This window comes from Vreelandella neptunia (genome assembly GCF_034479615.1).
In the GTDB taxonomy this organism is placed as follows: Bacteria; Pseudomonadota; Gammaproteobacteria; order Pseudomonadales; family Halomonadaceae; genus Vreelandella; species Vreelandella neptunia.
Genome location: NZ_CP140255.1, coordinates 3,760,927 through 3,780,950, shown reverse-complemented (window position 1 = coordinate 3,780,950; position 20,024 = coordinate 3,760,927). Strand labels below are relative to the sequence as shown.

Here is a 20,024-nt window from a genome sequence, read left to right as displayed (position 1 = left end):
TTGAAGCATGTCTGATGCTTATCTACGTTTCGACGCGATTAGCGTCGTCTTCCCTGGCGTGCGGGCGCTGGATGGTGTGAGCTTCGCGGCTCACACCGGCCAAGTGCATGCGCTAATGGGCGAGAACGGCGCGGGTAAATCAACCCTGCTCAAGGTGCTGAGTGGTGTTAACCGCGTGGCGGAAGGGGCGTTGTGGATCAACGGCCAGCGCCACGTGTTCAGTAACGCCCGTGAAGCGCTGCGGGAAGGGATTGCCATTATCTACCAGGAGCTGACGCTCTCGCCCAATATGTCGGTGGCCGAGAACCTGCTGCTGGGCCAACTGCCTACGCGGCGGGGCTTTGTTAACCGTCGCCAGTTGCGCGAAAAAGCGCTGGCGATTCTGGCCGACCTTGGTGAGGGGAATATCCACCCCTCGACCAAGGTGCGCGATCTCTCGATCGGCCAACAGCAGATGATTGAGATTGGTCGTGCACTGCTGCGCGACGCCAAGATTATCGCCTTTGATGAACCTACCAGCAGCCTTTCCATTCAAGAGACTCGCCAGCTAAAGCGCATCGTCAAACGGCTGCGTGACGAGGGTAGGGTGGTGCTCTACGTGACGCACCGTATGGAAGAGGTGTTTGACATGTGCGATGCGGTGACGATCTTCCGCGATGGTCAGCATATTCGCACCCACGAGGATATGTCGGCTCTGAATCACGACCTCCTAGTGAGTGAGATGGTGGGCCGGGATATCAACGATGTTTACGGCTATCGCCCTCGCGAGCATGGCGACGTGATATTGAACGTCGAGGGCATTCAGGGGCGTGGCCTTAAGGCACCGGTAAGTTTCTCCGTTAAGCGCGGTGAAGTATTTGGGTTGTTTGGTCTAGTCGGCGCCGGACGCAGCGAGTTGCTGCGGCTGGTCTGCGGGGTCGAGTCTCCCAAAGCGGGTAGCGTGCAATTCAATGGTGAGGTGCGACGGTTTAAAAGCCCTCAAGATGCCATTCGTGCAGGGATTGCCATGTGCCCGGAGGATCGTAAATCCCAGGGTATTTTCCCGGTGGCAAGCGTCGCCGACAACCTCAATATCAGCTGTCGACGCTTTTTTAAACGCTGGGGAATGTTCCGCCACCCTGGCCGTGAACGGCGTAATGCCGAGTCGTATATCCAGCAACTCAGCGTTAAAACGCCGGGCCCGCGAACGCCCATTGGTAAGCTCTCGGGCGGTAATCAGCAGAAGGTGATTCTGGCCCGTTGGCTGGCTGAAGAGATTGATCTGTTCGTGATGGACGAGCCGACCCGAGGCATCGACGTGGGCGCGCGGCGAGATATTTACTCGCTGCTCTACGACCTGGCCGAACAGGGAAAAAGCGTCGTGGTGATTTCCAGTGACCTGGCGGAAGTCAGTTCCATCTGTGACCGCATCGCGGTGATGCGCGACGGGGAACTGGTGGACGTGGTGCCGCGGGAATCGGCCACCCCCGAACGCCTGTTGGGGCTGGCATTGCCCGCCTAAGTCGGCTTTTTTTCAGCACTCTCGCTCTTAAAAGAACACGCTCAGGACGATAATCATGACAACGAACGATGTAACCCAAAGCGATGGCCATAAAGCGCCCGCTCGCCCGGCGGGGCGCCAAGGGCTTATCAAGCCGCTACGTACACTGCTCGATACCTCGGGCATGATCGCGATTTTTTTGTTGTTGTTTATCGCGCTAGCGGTGCTCATCCCTGACTTCCTAACCGGCCGCAATATGGTCGGGTTGCTGCTGTCGGTGACCTTAATCGGCAGTTTAGCCGCCACCATGATGTTGGTATTGGCGCTGGGTGAGGTGGATCTTTCGGTGGCCTCCACGGTGGCCTTTGCAGGGGTGGTCGCCGCAACGGTGACCACCAGCACCGGTAGCGTGTTTATTGGCGTGATAGGGGGCATCGTGGCTGGGGGCGCGGTCGGTGCCTTTAACGGCTTGGTCATTGCCAAGTTCGGCATTAACTCGCTGATCGCAACGCTGGCGGCAATGGAGTTTGTGCGCGGGTTGGCTTACATCACCTCTGGTGGTGACGCCGTGATGATTACCGTGCCGGGCTTCTTCGATCTGGGCAGCGCCTCCTTTCTCGGTCTAACCCTGCCGGTATGGACGATGCTGACCTGCTTTGTGATCTTTGGCGTAATACTCAATATGACTGCCTTCGGGCGCAATGTGCTGGCGACTGGCGGTAACTCCGAGGCCGCTGCGCTGGCGGGGGTCAACGTCCGCCGCCTCAAAATTATTGTCTTCGGTCTTCAGGGTGTGGTGGCTGGCATCGTAGGGGTGCTGCTGGCTTCGCGCATGGGGCTGGGCGACCCCAATACCTCCATGGGTCTGGAGTTGGCAGTAATTTCCGCCTGTGTACTGGGCGGGGTTGCGCTGTCGGGCGGTGTGGCGACCATCACCGGCGTTGTGGTCGGGGTGCTGATCATGGGCTGTGTGCAGAATGCCATGGGCCTGCTCAACGTGCCGACGTTTTACCAGTACCTAGTACGCGGTGGAATTCTACTGCTGGCCGTGATGTTTGACCGCTGGAAACACACTCGTCGTCAGCGGGCCTAACGCCACATATCGATGCCTTTTTTATCATGAACTTTTTCACCGATTTTTTCCGGAGAGATTCCCATGTCTGATCGCAAGCCGCCCCTACGCTCCGCCCAATGGTTCGGCACCGCCGATAAGAACGGTTTTATGTACCGCAGTTGGATGAAAAACCAGGGCATTCCCGACCATGAGTTCCAGGGCAAGCCGATTATCGGTATCTGCAACACCTGGTCGGAGCTGACGCCCTGCAACGCCCACTTCCGCAAATTGGCGGAACACGTGAAGCAGGGCATCCTGGAGGCGGGCGGCTATCCGGTGGAGTTTCCGGTGTTTTCCAACGGCGAATCCAACCTGCGTCCCACGGCCATGTTCACACGCAACCTGGCCAGCATGGACGTGGAAGAAGCCATTCGCGGCAACCCCATGGATGGCGTGGTACTGCTGGTGGGCTGCGATAAAACCACCCCGGCGCTGCTGATGGGCGCGGCAAGCTGCGATATTCCCACCATCGTGGTCACTGGCGGGCCGATGCTCAACGGCAAGCACAAGGGCAAGGATATTGGCTCCGGCACCGTGGTGTGGAAGCTCTCCGAGCAGGTCAAAGCGGGTGAGATTTCGCTGCACGACTTTATGGCCGCCGAGGCAGGCATGTCCCGCTCCGCCGGTACCTGCAACACCATGGGCACCGCCTCCACCATGGCCTGTATGGCTGAATCGCTGGGTACCTCGCTGCCCCACAATGCGGCGATTCCCGCGGTGGACTCCCGCCGCTACGTGCTGGCCCATTTATCGGGTAACCGCATTGTCGAGATGGTCAACGAAGACCTGCGGCTGTCCAAGATCCTCACCAAGGAAGCCTTCGATAACGCCATTCGCACCAACGCGGCGATTGGCGGCTCCACCAACGCGGTGATTCACCTCAAGGCCATTGCTGGGCGTATCGGCGTCGACCTCACCCTGGACGACTGGAGCCGCGTCGGGCGCGGCACCCCCACGGTGGTCGACCTGCAGCCCTCCGGGCGCTTTTTGATGGAAGAGTTCTACTACGCTGGAGGCCTACCGGCGGTACTCAGGCGCCTGGGTGAAGCCGACCGGCTGCCCTTCAAGGACGCACTCACCGTCAACGGCAAAACACTTTGGGAGAACGTTCAGGACGCCCCACTGTACAACGATGAAGTCATTCGTCCGCTGGACAACCCCCTCACCGCAGACGGTGGTATATGCGTGGTGCGCGGCAATCTGGCCCCCAACGGTGCGGTGCTCAAGCCCTCGGCGGCGACCGCCGAGCTGATGCAGCATCGCGGTCGCGCAGTGGTATTTGAAGACTTCGACGATTACAAAGCACGCATCAACGACCCGGATTTGGACGTGGAAGCCAACGACATCCTGGTCATGAAACACTGCGGTCCCCGCGGTTATCACGGCATGGCGGAGGTAGGCAACATGGGCCTGCCGCCTAAGATCCTCGCCCAGGGGATTACCGACATGGTGCGTATTTCGGATGCCCGTATGAGCGGCACCGCCTACGGCACCGTAGTGCTGCACGTAGCGCCCGAAGCCGCCGCCGGTGGCCCGCTAGCGGCGGTACGCAACGGCGACTGGATCGAACTCGACTGCGCCAGCGGCGGCCTGCATCTGGAGATCAGCGATGAAGAGCTGGCCTCGCGCCTGGCCGAAAGCGACCCCACCGCCGCCTCGACGCTGATCGCCAGCCAGGGCGGCTATCGCCAGCTGTATATCGAGCGGGTGCTCCAGGCGGATGAAGGCTGCGACTTTGACTTCCTGGTCGGCTGTCGGGGTTCCGTCGTGCCGCGTCACTCGCATTAGCCGCTCTCCCGTCGCTAACGTATTACAACACTCCCAATCTGGTTAAGCCTCCCTCGCGGTTTGACTATCCAGCAGCGTCTGGGCATCGGTGGCGTGTAGCGCCAGTGCGATGCCGCCCATGCAGGTCATGTCGCGATCCCAGGCGCAGCTCTCGATGCGGGTGGTGCCAATCAGCTCTGTAACGAGCGCTTCGTCAATGGCGCTATGCATGGCGGCTTGCATGGCTTCAAAGCCTCGCACGCCAGAGCCGGTAATCAGCACTAGATCGGGATTGAAAAGCGCCAGTACGTTGGCGATACCATGCCCCAGCGCGCGGCCCGCTTTTGCATAAATACCCTGTGCCAACGGGTCGCCTTGCAGTGCCATTTGCGTGAGGGCCTGCATTTGCTGTTCTGAAGGGTACGCGGTGTCGCTATTAAACAGCGCCAAATGGCGAACGGCTTCGCGATAGAGCGCGTAATCGCTGGCATAAGCTTCAATGCAGCCCCGTCGCCCGCAGGCGCATAGGGCGCCATCGGGCTGGTATTTGCTATGCCCAAACTCAGCCGCCGAGCCAGTGGCGCCGAGATAAGGCACGCCGTTAATCAACACCGACATGCCGATGCCATAGCCCAGCATAATAACCACCAAGTTGGGGCAGTCTGCATAGGCGGGCTGTGCCGCTAGCACGCTGGCGATGCAGTTGGCATCGTTTTCCAGCAGTACGCTGCAGTGAAAACGTTCTGCTAAACGAGCCGATATAGGTGCGTTCCGGAAGCTTAAAGCGGGGGACCAGATAATCGACCCGCTTTGCGATGACACCACCCCCTGCACGGCCAAACAGATCCCCGCCAAGCGTTGAAACCCTTTTAGCTGTTGCGCGCAAACAGCGCTGATCTTCTCTTCCAGCAACGCTTCCAGATCGTCGGCGCTCAGCGTCAGGGTGGGCACCGTGTGGTGCTCGCTATGGCGTACCTGACCCGAAAAATCGCCCACCACCAGTTGGATCTCATTGATCGATAGCTTGATGCACACCACGCAGGCGGCATTAGGGTCGAGTTCAATCAAGGTTTTTGGTCGGCCACGCCCGGTGGGGCGGGGTGTTTCGGGCGGCCGCTCACAGATCAATCCCTGCTGGAGTAGTTCGGCGCTGATCGAGGTGACGGTGGCAGAGCTAATGCCATTGAGTGCGCCCAGGTCGATGCGTGCCACCGATCCTTGGTCACGCAGAGTACGGATCACCGCCAGAGTGTTATCGAGGCGGCTGGTATCAGTCGACGGTAGGGCCATAGGGTCGCCGTTATAGTGCGTGTTGAAAAAAAGCAGTGCTGCACTTTGCTGAGCGCTCTCATCGTGGGGGTTGAGCGCAAATGCCAAAATACGACCTAAGTTGCATATGCAGATATTTATTTTAGCACCTAAAGTAAATCAAGCGTCAGTCTAAAGCAATCGATGTTGATAAGCCCCCAACACAATAACAACAGACTTCATCAGGTGGCCCCATGCTGTTATCAGCGCGCAAACTCTGCCGCTCGTTTGGCGAAAACCAAGTGTTATTCGACGTTGATCTCGACTTGCAGGCGGGCGAAGTGCACGCCCTGCTGGGTGAGAACGGCGCTGGCAAATCGACCCTGGTAAAAATTCTGGCCGGTTATCTTCGCCCCACCTCCGGCGAGGTATGGGTAGACGGCAGGCAACGGCACTACCGCTCCAGCGGTGAGGCGGAGGCCGACGGCGTGGTAATGATCCACCAGGAACTGGCGCTAGCGGAACAGCTCAGCGTGGAGGAGAACATCTTCCTGGGCCGCGAACTGCGCCGCGGCATGTTTCTGGATCGGCGAGCCATGCGGCAACAAAGCCGGGAGGCGCTAGCGGAGCTTGAGACCGACGTTGACCCACGCGCCCGCGTGAAAGACCTGAGTACCTCTGATCAGCAGATGGTGGAAATTGCCAAGGCAATCACCCGGGATGTCCGTGTGCTGATTATGGATGAGCCCACCGCGACCCTGACTGAAAATGAAGTGAAGGTGCTGTTCGCATTGATTGACCGTTTGCGAAAGCGGGGCGTGGCGATTCTGTATATCTCCCACAAGCTGCTTGAAATTGAGCAGATCGCCGACCGCGTGACGGTATTGCGCGACGGCCATTTGGTGGATAGCGGCTCCATGGCCGGGCGCAGCAAAGAGGAGTTGGCGCGGCTGATGGTGGGGCGTGAAATCACGGAAATGTACCCACCGCGTACGCATCTCCCCTCCGATGCCCCGGTGGTGCTGGAAGCAAGGGAGATGGTGGTGCCCGGTGCCGTTAAACAGGCCAGCTTTACCCTGCGCCGAGGAGAAGTGTTGGGGTTTGGCGGCATCGTGGGCGCTGGCCGCACCGCGCTGCTTGAAGCCATGCTGGGGCTACGCGGTAAAAGCGCCGGTCAAGTGCTGCGCAACGGCCAGCCAGTGGTGCTGCGCCACCTGCGCGATGCGGTGCATCAGCGAATCGCCTATCTCACCGAGGATCGCAAGGGAAAAGGCCTGGTGCTCAATATGGACTTGCGCTCCAACGTTACGCTGCTCAATTTACGCGCTCACTGTCACCCGCTTATTGACCGCCGCCGTGAAGAGCAGGCCTTTCAACAGGCTATCCAGCGTTTTGATATCCGCCTGCGTACGGCGGCGCGCACCGCTGCCGAACTCTCCGGCGGTAACCAGCAGAAGCTGCTGCTCGCCAAAGTGATGTCCATTGACCCTGAAATCGTAATTATCAACGAGCCGACCCGGGGCATCGACGTGGGCACCAAGCACCAGGTTTATCACTTTATCCATGAATTAACCGAGGCGGGCTGCTCGGTGATATTGATCTCCTCAGAGATGGGTGAGCTGATCGGCCTTTCCCACCGGGTAGCGGTAATGTGCGCCGGGGTACTCACCGGGGTGCTTGAAGGCGAGCAAATTAACGAACACGAAATCATGCAGTACGCATCGGGTATCAAGGGAGCCGGGATCGATGAGCAGCGTTATGGCTAATAACAAAACAACTGACAAAGCAGCTAACAAAATGACCAAGCAGAAAGGCTTCGCCATAGACCTGAAAACCTGGGGGCCTTTTGTGGCGCTGGTGGCTCTGGCGCTACTGGGCGTGTTGATCAATCCGGCGTTTTTGGGGCTGGATAATCTCTCGAACATGCTCACCCGCAGTGCTTTTATCGGCATTATCGCCATCGGCGCCACCTTCGTGATTACCGCCGGTGGGTTGGATCTTTCGGTAGGGGCGATGGCGGCCTTTATTGCCGGGGTGATGATCATCCTGATGAACAGCCTCGTCGAGCAGTTTGGCGCCGGGCTGACCACCGTGCTACTGGGCGTGGGCGCCTCGCTGCTGCTGGGGCTGTGCGCGGGTTTTATCAACGGCATGGTGACCACCAAAGGCAAGATCGAGGCGTTTATCGTCACCCTTGGCACCATGGGGATTTACCGCTCACTGGTGACGTACCTTGCTGATGGCGGCACCCTCACCCTGGACTGGGCAGTGCGCGATATCTACCGGCCAGTGTATTACGGCAGCTTCCTGGGCATCACCATTCCGGTTTGGGTGTTTCTGGCAGTCGCGATTATTGGCTATATCCTGCTCAACTATACCCGCTTCGGGCGCTACTGCTTTGCCATCGGCTCCAACGAAAAAGTCGCCGAATACAGCGCCATCCACGTTGACCGCATCAAAACCATGACCTACATGCTGCAGGGCGTGTGCGTGGCCTTGGCGACGATTATCTATGTGCCCAGGCTGGGCTCGGCATCGGGTGCTACCGGGGTGCTTTGGGAGCTGGAGGCAATTGCCGCGGTGATCATCGGCGGCACCATGCTCAAGGGTGGGCATGGACGCATCTGGGGCACGGTGGTGGGGGCCATCATGCTCACCATGATCGGCAATATTCTCAATTTGACCGACGCCATTTCCAACTATCTCAACGGTACGGTGCAGGGGATCATCATCATTGTGGCGGTCTACTTGCAGCGTGCATCGTGGAGAAAATCAGCGCCTTAAGGCACTGCAGCAAATGTAAAAACTGGGAGAACGTCCGCAACATCAACCCTTAGCAGCTCGCAACACAGCAAGTGAAAACAGCCAGTAAAAACAGCAAAACAATTACAAACATGAAAGGAGCACCACTATGCGAATCATCAAAACAGCCGTGGCGGCCTGCGTCACTGCCGCAGCAATAGGCCTTTCCGGCGCCGCCGTTGCCCAGGAATATACCATCGGCGTATCCATTCCTGCCGCCACCCATGGTTGGACGGGGGGCGTTAACTACCATGCCGAAGAAGCCAAAAAACGCCTTGAGGAGCTCTATCCCGATATTGAGATCACTATCTCTACAGCGGGCACGGCGGGTGAGCAGGCCAATGATCTCGAAGACTTGGTGTCGCTGCGCAACATCGACGCGCTGGTGGTGCTGCCGTTTGAATCCGGCCCGCTGACCGATCCGGTACGGCGCGTCAAGGATTCGGGCGTGTTTGTGACCGTGGTGGATCGCGGGCTCAATCAAGAGGGCATCGAAGACCTCTACGTGGCGGGCAATAACCACGAGTTAGGCCGCGTGTCCGGCGAGTACATCCGCGAGCGCCTGGATGGCGAAGGCGACATTGTTGTGCTGCGCGGCATTCCCACCGTGATCGACGATGAGCGGGTGGAAGGTTTCCAGGAAGCAATCGAAGGTTCCGACGTCAATATTCTCGATATGCAGCACGCCAACTGGAATCGCGACGATGGCTTTGAAGTCATGCAGGACTACCTGTCGCGCTTCGATAACATCGACGCCGTCTGGGCCCAGGATGACGATATTGCCCTCGGCGTCATTGAAGCCGTGCGTCAGGCGGATCGTGAAGACGAGCTATTTATCGTTGGTGGCGCGGGCATGAAGGACATCATCAAGCGGGTCATGGAAGGTGACGAGCTGGTGCCGGTGGACGTGCTCTATCCGCCCGCCATGATCGCCACGGCCATGGATCTCACCGTGCAGCACTTTGTCTCCAATGGCCCGGTATTGGGCGAGTACATTCTGGGCTCGCCGCTGATCACCGAGGAGAACGCCGAGCAGTACTACTTCCCCGACTCGCCGTTCTGATCGCGTATTGATTGCGTAGTGATTAATAGGCGCGGGTAAAAACACACCTCTCCTTCCCGCGCCTACCCAAGCACTTTATCCAAACGATATTGAGAGAGTCCTATGAAAACAATCAAAGGGCCAGCGCTCTTTCTCGCCCAGTTCGCCGGTGATGACGCCCCTTTTAATAGCCTCGACAGCATTGCTGCCTGGGCGGCGGGGCTGGGTTATAAGGGCGTGCAGATTCCCAGTTGGGATGCACGCATGATCGATCTCAAACGCGCCGCCGAGAGCCGCACCTACTGCGATGAGGTAAAAGGCACCCTGTCCGAGCACGGCCTGACGCTCACCGAACTCTCCACCCATCTTCAGGGCCAGTTGGTCGCCGTGCATCCCGTTTACGACGAGATGTTAGACGGCTTCGCGGTGCCCGAAGTGCGCGGTAATCCCAAGGCGCGCCAGGCCTGGGCGGTTGATCAGCTCAAGCTGGCCGCCAAGGCATCGCAAAACCTAGGCCTCACCGACCACGGCACATTCTCCGGGTCGCTGGCATGGCCGTTCATCTACCCCTGGCCCCAGCGCCCAGCGGGGTTGGTCGAGGCAGCGTTCGACGAGCTGGCGAATCGCTGGCGGCCGATTCTGGATGCGTTTGACGAAGCGGGCGTGAACCTCTGCTACGAGATTCATCCCGGCGAAGACCTGCATGACGGCATCACTTTTGAGATGTTCCTTGAGCGAGTCGGCAATCATCCGCGCTGCCACATTCTTTACGACCCCAGCCACCTGATTCTGCAACAGCTCGATTACCGCGGCTTTCTGGACGTCTATCGCGACCACATTCAGATGTTTCACGTTAAGGACGCCGAGTTTAACCCCAGCCCCAAGCAGGGCGTTTACTCCGGCTATCAGTCCTGGACGGAGCGCGCGGGCCGCTTCCGCTCCCTGGGTGACGGCCAGATCGACTTCAAGTCGATCTTCTCGTGGATGGCGGCCAACGACTATCACGGCTGGGCGGTGCTGGAGTGGGAGTGCTGCTTGAAGCACCCGGAAGTCGGCGCCCGTGAAGGCGCGACCTTTATCCGCGATCACATTATTGAGGTAACCGAGCGGGCCTTTGATGACTTCGCTGACAGCGGCTCCGACCAAGCCGCCAATCGCCGCATCCTCGGTCTTTAATAACGAGCCTCAATTAATTTAACCAAAGGGAAGGGCTATACGACATGAGCAATCAACACGACACGCCGCGTCGGCTCCGCCTTGGCATGGTCGGCGGCGGCCAGGGGGCGTTCATTGGCGGGGTACACCGCATCGCCGCAAGGCTGGATGACCACTACGAGCTGGTCGCCGGGGCCTTTGCGTCTGACCCCGAGCGCAGTCGGGCCGCCGCCGCGGAGCTCCACGTTGACGCCGACCGCGCCTACCCCGACTACCAAACCATGGCCGAAGCTGAGCGCAACCGCTCGGATGGTATCGACGTGGTCGCCGTTGTGACCCCCAACCATGTGCACTTCGACGTGGCGCGCACCTTTATTGAGGCGGGCTTTCACGTCATCTGCGATAAGCCGATGACCATCACCCTGGAAGAGGCGCAAACCCTCTCCGAGCTGGTGGAACGGACGGGGCTGTTCTTCGGCTTGACCCATAACTACTCCGGCTACTCGCTGGTTCGCCAGGCGCGAGAGATGGTGGCCAGTGGTGAGCTGGGTGATCTTCGCGTCGTGCAGGTGGAGTACCCGCAAGACTGGCTATCCACCCGCCTGGAAGAGAGCGGTGTCAAGCAAGCCGAGTGGCGCACCGACCCCAAGCGCAGTGGCCCGGCGGGCTGTTTGGGCGATATAGGCACTCACGCCTACCACCTGGCGCGCTACGTGACCGGTTTGGAGCTCGAATCCCTCGCTGCCGATATGCACACCTTTGTGGAAGGACGCGCGCTGGATGACAACGTGCATATGCTGCTGCGCTTCAAGGGCGGCGCGCGGGGCATGCTGTGGTCGAGCCAGGTCGCGCCGGGCAACGAAAACGGCCTGCAGCTACGCGTTTATGGCAGTAAAGGTGGCCTTGAGTGGCGCCAGGAAACGCCCAACCAGCTAGTGCATTCACCGCAGGGAGAACCCCCGCGGATCTTGACCCGCAACGGCCCTGGCCTGGGCGAAGCCGCCATGGTGGCTGCGCGCATCCCACCCGGGCACCCGGAAGGCTATCTCGAAGCCTTTGCCCAGCTCTATCGCGATTTCGCCGTGCAAATTCACGCCCATCAACGGGGTGAACCCGCCGAAGCGCTGGCGATGCAAACACCGGGGGTAGCCGACGGTGTCGATGGCTTGATCTTTATTACCCGCGCGCTGGCCTCGTCCGCCGCCGGTGGGCAGTGGGTGGATATGTGAAGACGGCCGCCTGAGATAACAACAACATTAAGAGAGAGCCGCTATGAACCAGCACTTAGCGCGTTATGGGTGCCTTGAGCAGCGTGTGGTCTTTATTACCGGCGGCGGGAGCGGCATTGGCGCTTCGCTTACCCGTGCCTTTCATCACCAGGGCGCGCGGGTGGTATTTGTCGATATTGACGACGAAGCAAGCGAATCGTTGGTCGCCGAGCTGAGTGTCAAGGCTTGTGAACCACCGCTCTACCACCACTGTGATATTCGCGATGTGGAGAGCCTGCAAAAAGTTATCGCCGATACCGGCCAAAACGTCGGGCTGATTCATACCCTGGTGAACAATGCCGCCAGCGATGATCGTCATCGCTGGCAGGATGTCGATGTTGCCTATTGGGATGAGCGCATGTCGCTCAACCTGCGGCCAATGTTTTTTGCCGCCCAGGCGGCGGCTGAACAGATGATTCAGGCAGGCGGCGGCTCGATTATTAACTTCGGCTCGGTCAGCGTGCAGATGGCGCTGGGCGGCTTGCCCGCCTACGTCACCGCCAAGGCGGCGGTGCATGGCTTAACCCGTAGCCTGGCGCGCGATATGGGCGAGCACAATATTCGCGTAAATACCCTGGTGCCGGGGGCGGTCATGACCCAGCGGCAGCTTGAAAAGTGGATTGGCCCCGACGATGAAGCCGCCATTCAAACCCGCCAGTGCCTCAAATTAAGGCTTGAGCCTGAGCATATCGCCCCTGCAGTACTGTTTCTAGCCAGCGACGAAAGCCTAGCCATCAGCGGCCAGGAGTTGGCGGTTGATGCTGGCTGGGGGTAGGCACGAAAGGTAATGATCGTTGGTAGGGCATCAGCTCTAAAAACCTTCCTTTATTGCCATGATGGCCTGATTCATTGGGGGGCATGTGCCTATTTTAAACAGCAGATGGCTAGTTTTTGTTAATAAAATCAAAAGGTTGTTGTGTGTTTGAGATATATAAGCAATTGTTTAACAATGCTTTTTGTTAACGATTGGCACAGGCTGGCATGGGCACTGCAATGCAGTCGGTAAGAGTGGAACAGGTAGGACGACCTGACGCTCTTACCCATTAAACTCAGTGCGATGCTCGCACCGATGTTAAGTAGCAACGTTTGATAGGAGCAGTATCATGATGAAGACGGAATCTCTCAAGAAACTTGGCATCCTAGGTGTATCATTTGGCCTGTTGGCCAGCCCGCTTGCGTTTGCTCAAGTCGACAGCAGCGACGAGTACGAACCGACCCCACAGGAAGAAACGACGCAGGATGATCCAGGCACCTACAACAGTTACGACACTGAGCAAGATAAAGGTTCGGATGTAGGTACTGAGTACGAAGAGGAAGAGCAAGAATTCACTTACGAAGAAGAGGAAGAGGAGCAAGAAGTACCCGCCACCGATGAAGAGGAGGATGATTCCGGCTGGTAATTTGCAATCTTTAAGGAATAACTTTTCTCGGGCTCAAGGATGAGTCGATGGATGCCCCGCCCACTGCGGGGCATCTTTGTGTGTGGCCGTTAACAGCATCAACCAAAGCGCACGATATAATTTCGCGCTAAGGTGTTAAGCACCGGCGAGCTTAATAATTTGACGACGCTACCCACAAGGATGTCCCAATGCCGCTGAACTGGTCGCCCCTCAAATGGGCAGAAAAGCCCCAACTGCCCAAGGCCGAGGGCCGCATAGCGGCGATTGACCTGGCCCGTGGTATCGCCATCGGCTTGATGATTATTAGCCACGCGGTCAGCGGATTAGTGGGTATTCGCAACGTGCCTGATTGGGGCATGGTGCCGATCCATTTTCTGACCAAATTTTCTTCTTCGCTGTTTATTCTGGTCTTTGGCATTGCGCTGGCGGTGGCGTTTCTTTCCTACACTCAAAGCGATGACTGGCCTAAGCGTCGGTTAAAGTTATGGCTACGCGCCGTAGAAGTATGGTTTTGGTATAAGGCGCTGCTGGTCATCGAAATGCTGCCCTTTTACCCGCCCAACGAAATCGTCGATGCGCTCCTCTATGGCCGTTTTGCGATTTGGGTCGAAATCTTAGGCTTCTACGCCATCGCGCTGCTTTGGGTGCCGCTAATGTTGCCACTATGGGCGCGGGCGCCGCTCTGGGGTCGACTTGCCACCATTGGCGCGTTAATCGCGCTGACTATTTGGCTGCAAAGCCTTACGTTTGGCGGCAACGATATTCTGAAGGCGCTGCTGGTCGATCATGAAGACCACTACACCTGGGGGCAAATTAGCCGTGCGCCGATGATTCTCGTCGGGCTGCTTATCGGCGAAGCGCTGCTCCGCTGCTACTTCGACTCCGCCAAACGGCGCCGCTTAGTGCTCACTCTGTTAAGCCTGGGTGCGCTGATGGTGGCGGGGTTTTATGCATTGGCATTTGTCAGCGGCGATGTACCTGCGGCGATGCTAGCGGTGGCCAATAATGTCGGCAAACACCCGCCAGGGCTTGGGTTTATGCTGTTTAGCGTGGGCGGTGCGCTGATGCTGTTAGCCCTTGCGTTAGCCGGTGGCGCCAAAGCCGCGAAGGCACTTTTGCCGCTGACGATGGTCGGTTCAGATGCCCTTAAAGCGTTTATTTTCCATATTGTGATGGTTTTCTTAGTGCTGCGCTTTTTGTGGGAAGGCGAGGGGATGTACACCTATCCACAGGCACTGGGCGTAGGTGGCCTGTTGATACTTGGCGCCGCGGCGTGGATTTGGGTGACCCGCTGGATGGCGAACCATCGTTAAAAGCAATCAATAACTGCTGGAGTGACCAATTGCGACACTGGATACAACGTGGACTAATGGCAGTAGCGCTGCTGGTTGCGCTCCCGATTTACGCAGATGGGTATAATACAAATTGGTACTATGAGGTCGATAAAAAGAGCGCTTGGCAGGGTGATTTAACCGCTCGCTTGAAGGCCATTGAAGGTGTCTTTGAGGGTCAACTGGGCGTTTATGTACAAAACCTCGCCAGTGGCGAAGCGTTTTCATGGCGTGCCCATGACCCTTGGTATTTAGCCTCGCTGATTAAAATACCGGTGGCGGCACAGGTACTCGCAGAGCGTCAGGCGGGCACGCTAACACTGGATGATCGGTTAACGCTGGCGCGCAGTGACTTTGTCGATGGCGCGGGGCCTACTAATTGGCACGACCCCGGCACGCCTATCTCCATTCGTTACTTGATGGAGCAGATGATTACCGTCAGCGATAACACCGCCACCGATATGCTGATTGACCGCGTGGGGCTGGCGGCAGTTAACGCACGCGCCCGTGCGATGATCGCCGCAAGCGGCGGTAACCCCGATGAGATGGGCCCTATCTCTAAACTGGTCGGCGTGCGCCAAGGCGTTTACGGTGAACTCCACCCTGACGCACGAGAACTTGGCGGAATGGATTTTATCGCCCTGCGACAGCACTCGGTGAGCCAGCGCGGGCAGGCGTTAGCGCGCGTGTTAGGCGTTAGCACTGATACTTTCGCCCAGCCTGATTACGACCATGCGTTTGATGCTTACGAAGCCACCGGTGAAAACGTGGGCACCCTAAGCGCCTTTGGCGACCTGCTTGCCAGCCTGCACCCTGCTCGACAAGCAGGTGCCATGGAAGATGTAAATGACGAGCAGCGGCAAACACTGTTGGCGCTGATGCTGCGAACCCGTTCCGGTAAACAGCGTCTTAAGGCGGGCCTTGGAAGCAGCATAAGCTTCGCCCATAAAACCGGTACTCAGCAGCGGCGTAGCTGCGATGCAGGGATTGCCGAGCGTGATAATGCCGATAGTACAACACAAGGGCCGTGGGTGATTGTCAGTTGTACTCGCGGCCCTGCGGCGGTGAGTGCCCACGAACGAGCCTTGACTCGCGTAGGTGAAGCGTTGCGCTATAGCGGTGCTCTCGGCAAGCCGTGATAAACTATTGCCCTTTTAAAAGTGACACCCCAGAAAGAAAATTACAGAAAGAACATCAAACTCAGTCAGGAGAAATTTATGACACGCGCCAGCGCCCGCCACATTTTGGTCAGCAGTGAAGAGCAGTGCCTAGCACTCAAAGAAGAAATTCAAAATGGCCGCGACTTTGCCGAAGTCGCTAAAGAGCACTCCAGTTGCCCCTCTAGTCGTCAAGGTGGCGATCTCGGTAGTTTTGGCCCCGGCCAGATGGTGCCCGAGTTCGATAAGGTTGTCTTCAACGACGAAGTAGGTCAGGTACACGGCCCGGTGAACACCCAGTTTGGTTACCATCTGTTGGAAATTACCGAACGCACTTAACTTTTCCTAACCAAACGCTCTTAATTGCGCCTAAAAGGCCGTCAAGCGTTGCGGTCATTCGACCGCAACGTGAGGAGTACGCCTTGAACGACCCGATTATTACGATTAACGGCCTGAACAAAACCTACGAGGGTGGCTTTCAGGCGTTGACCCATATCGATTTAACTATCCAGCGCGGCGAGATATTTGCTCTGCTTGGCCCCAATGGGGCGGGTAAAACCACGCTGATTAGTGTGGTTTGCGGATTGGTTAATCCCACCGCGGGTCATGTGTTGGTAGACGGTTTCGATAATATTACCCACTACCGTCAAGCCCGTGAGCGTATTGGGCTAGTACCCCAAGAGTTGACCAACGAAGCGTTTGAAACCGTCTGGAACACCGTCAGTTTCAGCCGTGGTCTGTTTGGCAAAGCGCCCAATCCTGCGCATATCGAAAAAGTGCTCAAGTCGCTGGCGCTTTGGGATAAGCGCAACAACCGCTTGATGACACTCTCGGGTGGCATGAAGCGCCGTGTGCTAATCGCCAAAGCGCTCTCCCACGAGCCGCGCATACTGTTTCTGGATGAGCCCACCGCAGGGGTCGACGTTGAACTGCGCCGGGATATGTGGGAAGTCGTGCGCCAGCTACGCGATAACGGCGTGACGATTATTTTAACCACCCACTACATCGAAGAAGCCGAAGAGATGGCCGACCGCATCGGCGTTATCAATCGCGGTGAGCTGGTGCTGGTGGAAGGAAAAGCGGCGTTAATGAGCAAACTGGGCAGCAAACAGCTAACCCTGAACCTGCACAGCCCGCTGACAGAGATACCTGCAAACCTGCAGCGCTTTGAGCTAAGCCTGGCCGCTGAAGGGCATGAGCTGATCTATACCTACGACGGTAGCCAGGAAGAGGACGGTCACGCGATTTCGGAGCTATTGACCGCACTTGAGCGAGAGGGCGTCACCTTTAAAGATCTGAATACTCGGCAAAGCTCGCTTGAAGATATTTTTGTTGATTTGGTTAAGGAGCGAGCATGAACCTGCATCCCGTTCGCGCTATCTATATGGCGGAAATGGCGCGCACGCGCCGCACGCTACTGCAAAGTATTGTCTCGCCGGTCATCTCCACGTCGCTTTACTTCGTCGTCTTTGGTGCCGCGATTGGCTCGCGAATCAGTGAGGTCAACGGGGTTAGCTACGGCGCCTTTATTGTGCCGGGTCTGATTATGCTGATGTTGCTCACCCAGAGCGTCTCAAACGCCTCTTTCGGCATTTTCTTCCCCAAGTTTTCCGGCAGTATTTACGAGCTGCTGTCGGCGCCTATCTCGCATTTAGAGATTGTGATCGGCTACGTGGGAGCGGCGGCTTCGAAATCGATTCTGCTGGGGCTGATTATTTTGGCTACCTCGGGCTTGTTTGTACCGCTGGAAATAGCCCACCCGTTCTGGATGCTGACCTTCCTGGTGCTAACCGCCGTCACCTTTAGCCTGCTGGGTTTTATCATCGGCATCTGGGCCGATGGCTTTGACCGGCTACAGCTGGTGCCGCTGCTAGTGATTACCCCGCTGACCTTTTTAGGGGGCAGCTTCTACTCCATCGATATGCTGCCGCCGTTCTGGCAAACCATCACGTTGGCTAACCCCGTGGTGTACCTGGTGAGCGGCTTTCGCTGGAGTTTTTACGGTATCAGCGATGTAAGCCTTGCCGCGAGTGTGGGCATGATTGCCCTCTTTCTCGCGGCTTGCCTGGTCGCCATTGGCTGGATTTTCCGTACCGGTTACCGCCTTAAACCCTGATTTTTTTAAACCCTGGAAGCTAGTAGACCTTTATGCCACTACTGCAAAGTATTGTGCACCGCCTCGATCCGACGCTTGACGGTGAGCGCCTAACCCTAACCGCCGCGCCCCAATCAGAGCAGGCAGCGCCCAGTGACGATTCGGTGATGGCGAGCCTGGTGGGTGCGCTTAACGACACCTACAACACCAAGCCCAAAGGCTGGGGGCGCTTTGCCGAAGAGGGCGAACAGGCAGGGCCCCTGGCCATGTGGCTGCGCGACTATTTGGCGGGTGATAAAAGCTTTGCTGAGCTTTCTGTTGCGCTGGCCGAAAGGCTCGCCAAGCAGCTTCAGGAGCAGCTGTCAGTAAGTGGTTACTTAGTGTTCAGCCACCAGCGCCAGGGCGATACTGAAACGCTGCTGATGGCATTGGTGCACCAGCGCGAAGGGATTGGCATTAATGAGGGTCACCACGCGGTGCCTGCTGCCCAGCTCAACACCGGCCAGCTTACCCTGGCGGCGCGTATCAACCTTACCCAATGGCAGAGCGAGGCACCCAGTGCCCAGTATGTCTCGTTCCTTAAAGATCGCGGCGGTAAAAAACTCGCCGAGGGCTTGGTGGCATTGCTGGGTATGGAAGAGGGCGTCGATGCCCCGGCAGAAACCCGCACGCTGCTGAAAGCGTTTAGCGACTACGTTGAGAAAGAGGATTACGACGACGAGGTGAGTCGTGAAAAAACCGACACGCTGGTGGATTACGCCAATGAACAGCTGCGCCGCGGCGAGCCAATGACGCTGGAAGAGCTTTCGGGATTGGTGGACGAACAGCAGCCGAAAGCGTTTTACGACCATATTCGCAACGCCGATTACGGGCTCTCGCCGGAGATACCCCCTGATAAACGCACCTTGAGTCAGTTCCGCCGCTTTACCGGCCGAGCGGGTGGCGTCTCTATTAGTTTTGATTCGCACCTGCTGGGTTCTAGCATCGAATACGACGCCACTCAGGATCGCTTGATTATCAAGCAAGTGCCCAAGCAGTTAAGAGAGCAGCTTACCAAGAAGGATTGAGGTAAGGACGACGCTGTAGCTACCTAGGAGCCCCCTATGCTGAACGCCATTAGTGATTTCTTCCAGCGCACCCTGGCGCAACCCGAGCAGCGCGAAAATCAAACGCTCACGTTGGAGCTGGCCACTGCCGCGCTGCTGTGTGAAATCGTTCGCGCCGACTACGAAAACACCGACGAAGAGCTTGCCGCGCTGCGTAGTATGCTAACTGAGCGCTATCGTCTAAGCGCAAGCGATGTGGACGAGTTAATGGCGCTGGCGCAAGCCGAAGTAGATGATGCCGTCGATCACTACCAGTTTGTTAGCTTGATCAAAGAGCACTATAACTACGATCAGCGCTGTGAGCTGGTCGCGCAGATGTGGCAACTGGCCTGGGCCGACGGCAACGTTGACCCTTTAGAAGAACACCGTATTCGTCGTTTGGCAGACTTACTGCATGTTAGCCATAGCGATTTTATCCGTACCAAACTGCAGGTAGAGGAGCGCAATAAACCCGATGCATAACCGTAACGAAGACTCGAATTTAATGGATCTAATCAGCTCGATTGAGCATATGGAGCAGGATGCTTCGCGGGTCAGCGTTGACGATGTTGTTCACGCCGTTGGACGGCGCTCGTTTGGGCCGCTGCTGTTGGTCGCTGGGATCATTACGCTCACCCCCATTATCGGTGATATACCCGGCATGCCGACGTTAATGGCTGCGCTGGTACTGTTGGTTTCCGTACAGCTGCTAGCGGGGAGTGAAGCATTTTGGTTGCCCGGCTGGCTGCTGAAGCGTTCGATTTCCCAGCAAAAGTTCGATAAAGGCATTCAGCTGATGAAAAAGCCTGCCCGCTGGATAGATGGGCTATTGCGGGTACGGTTACCTTGGCTGACGGGCTATATCGGTATTCGGGTAACAGCCGTGGTGTGTTTATTGATTGCCTTGGCCATGCCGCCGATGGAGTTTATTCCCTTTTCGGCCAACGGGGCGGGGCTTGCGCTTACCCTGTTAGGGTTAGGCTTGGTTGCCCGTGATGGTATCGTGCTACTGCTGGGGTTCGTGCTGTTCGGCGCCACCTGCGCCTTCATTACGATGAGCCTGATATAACAAAACCTGAG

General features: G+C 57.5%; 19 protein-coding genes and 1 pseudogene. 18 read left to right on the top strand and 2 right to left on the bottom strand.

The window, feature by feature from the left end; genetic code table 11:
- Positions 1-7: 7 nt before the first annotated feature.
- The 3 genes from araG to SR894_RS17555 all read left to right on the top strand — a co-directional run bounded on the left by araG (position 8) and on the right by SR894_RS17555 (position 4,382).
- Positions 8-1,501, top strand: a complete 1,494-nt coding sequence (gene araG / locus SR894_RS17565) for an L-arabinose ABC transporter ATP-binding protein AraG (RefSeq protein ID WP_133733730.1) — start codon at positions 8-10, stop codon at positions 1,499-1,501.
- Positions 1,502-1,556: 55 nt separating this feature from the next.
- Positions 1,557-2,573: an L-arabinose ABC transporter permease AraH gene (gene araH, locus SR894_RS17560; protein WP_223288671.1), complete on the top strand. Its 1,017-nt coding sequence runs from the start codon at positions 1,557-1,559 to the stop codon at positions 2,571-2,573.
- A gap of 63 nt (positions 2,574-2,636) precedes the next feature.
- Positions 2,637-4,382, top strand: coding sequence for an IlvD/Edd family dehydratase (locus tag SR894_RS17555; protein ID WP_223288672.1), 1,746 nt, complete (start codon positions 2,637-2,639; stop codon positions 4,380-4,382).
- Between the two features lie 14 nt (positions 4,383-4,396).
- On the opposite strand, the gene SR894_RS22985 is transcribed toward SR894_RS17555, so the two are convergent.
- Positions 4,397-4,468: a hypothetical protein gene (locus SR894_RS22985; RefSeq protein WP_422822662.1), complete on the bottom strand. Its 72-nt coding sequence runs from the start codon at positions 4,466-4,468 to the stop codon at positions 4,397-4,399.
- A 70-nt stretch (positions 4,469-4,538) separates the two neighbouring features.
- Positions 4,539-5,651 (bottom strand): annotated as a pseudogene (locus tag SR894_RS17550) (ROK family protein); the annotation flags it as partial.
- A gap of 212 nt (positions 5,652-5,863) precedes the next feature.
- Here SR894_RS17550 and SR894_RS17545 point away from each other — a divergent pair.
- From SR894_RS17545 to SR894_RS17475, 15 genes are all read left to right on the top strand, one after another.
- On the top strand, positions 5,864-7,375 hold the full coding sequence (locus SR894_RS17545) for a sugar ABC transporter ATP-binding protein (protein ID WP_223288673.1): 1,512 nt from the start codon (positions 5,864-5,866) through the stop codon (positions 7,373-7,375).
- A complete protein-coding gene (locus SR894_RS17540) occupies positions 7,368-8,393 on the top strand; it encodes an ABC transporter permease (RefSeq protein WP_227405837.1) in 1,026 nt (341 codons plus the stop codon). The genes SR894_RS17545 and SR894_RS17540 overlap by 8 nt, the downstream gene beginning before the upstream one ends.
- 127 nt (positions 8,394-8,520) lie before the next feature.
- A complete protein-coding gene (locus tag SR894_RS17535) occupies positions 8,521-9,474 on the top strand; it encodes an ABC transporter substrate-binding protein (protein WP_223288674.1) in 954 nt (317 codons plus the stop codon).
- A 102-nt stretch (positions 9,475-9,576) separates the two neighbouring features.
- A complete protein-coding gene (locus tag SR894_RS17530; RefSeq protein WP_223288675.1) occupies positions 9,577-10,629 on the top strand; it encodes a sugar phosphate isomerase/epimerase family protein in 1,053 nt (350 codons plus the stop codon).
- Positions 10,630-10,673: 44 nt separating this feature from the next.
- Positions 10,674-11,837: a Gfo/Idh/MocA family protein gene (locus SR894_RS17525; RefSeq protein WP_223288676.1), complete on the top strand. Its 1,164-nt coding sequence runs from the start codon at positions 10,674-10,676 to the stop codon at positions 11,835-11,837.
- Positions 11,838-11,880: 43 nt separating this feature from the next.
- Positions 11,881-12,651: an SDR family NAD(P)-dependent oxidoreductase gene (locus SR894_RS17520; RefSeq protein ID WP_223288677.1), complete on the top strand. Its 771-nt coding sequence runs from the start codon at positions 11,881-11,883 to the stop codon at positions 12,649-12,651.
- Positions 12,652-12,982: 331 nt separating this feature from the next.
- Positions 12,983-13,276, top strand: a complete 294-nt coding sequence (locus SR894_RS17515) for a hypothetical protein (RefSeq protein ID WP_166650429.1) — start codon at positions 12,983-12,985, stop codon at positions 13,274-13,276.
- A gap of 188 nt (positions 13,277-13,464) precedes the next feature.
- Positions 13,465-14,589: a heparan-alpha-glucosaminide N-acetyltransferase domain-containing protein gene (locus tag SR894_RS17510; RefSeq protein WP_223288678.1), complete on the top strand. Its 1,125-nt coding sequence runs from the start codon at positions 13,465-13,467 to the stop codon at positions 14,587-14,589.
- A gap of 56 nt (positions 14,590-14,645) precedes the next feature.
- Positions 14,646-15,746, top strand: coding sequence for a serine hydrolase (locus SR894_RS17505; RefSeq protein WP_223288709.1), 1,101 nt, complete (start codon positions 14,646-14,648; stop codon positions 15,744-15,746).
- 54 nt (positions 15,747-15,800) lie between these two features.
- A complete protein-coding gene (locus SR894_RS17500; protein WP_422822663.1) occupies positions 15,801-16,103 on the top strand; it encodes a peptidylprolyl isomerase in 303 nt (100 codons plus the stop codon).
- A gap of 83 nt (positions 16,104-16,186) precedes the next feature.
- Positions 16,187-17,122: an ABC transporter ATP-binding protein gene (locus SR894_RS17495; RefSeq protein WP_133733239.1), complete on the top strand. Its 936-nt coding sequence runs from the start codon at positions 16,187-16,189 to the stop codon at positions 17,120-17,122.
- A complete protein-coding gene (locus SR894_RS17490) occupies positions 17,119-17,880 on the top strand; it encodes an ABC transporter permease (RefSeq protein WP_133733238.1) in 762 nt (253 codons plus the stop codon). Before SR894_RS17495 ends, SR894_RS17490 begins: the two co-directional genes overlap by 4 nt.
- Positions 17,881-17,912: 32 nt before the next feature.
- Positions 17,913-18,926 (top strand): nucleoid-associated protein, encoded by a 1,014-nt coding sequence (locus SR894_RS17485; protein ID WP_133733237.1) that lies wholly within the window; start codon positions 17,913-17,915, stop codon positions 18,924-18,926.
- 36 nt (positions 18,927-18,962) lie between these two features.
- Positions 18,963-19,427, top strand: coding sequence for a tellurite resistance TerB family protein (locus tag SR894_RS17480; protein WP_133733236.1), 465 nt, complete (start codon positions 18,963-18,965; stop codon positions 19,425-19,427).
- Positions 19,420-20,013 (top strand): exopolysaccharide biosynthesis protein, encoded by a 594-nt coding sequence (locus SR894_RS17475; protein WP_133733235.1) that lies wholly within the window; start codon positions 19,420-19,422, stop codon positions 20,011-20,013. The genes SR894_RS17480 and SR894_RS17475 overlap by 8 nt, the downstream gene beginning before the upstream one ends.
- Positions 20,014-20,024 lie beyond the last annotated feature (11 nt).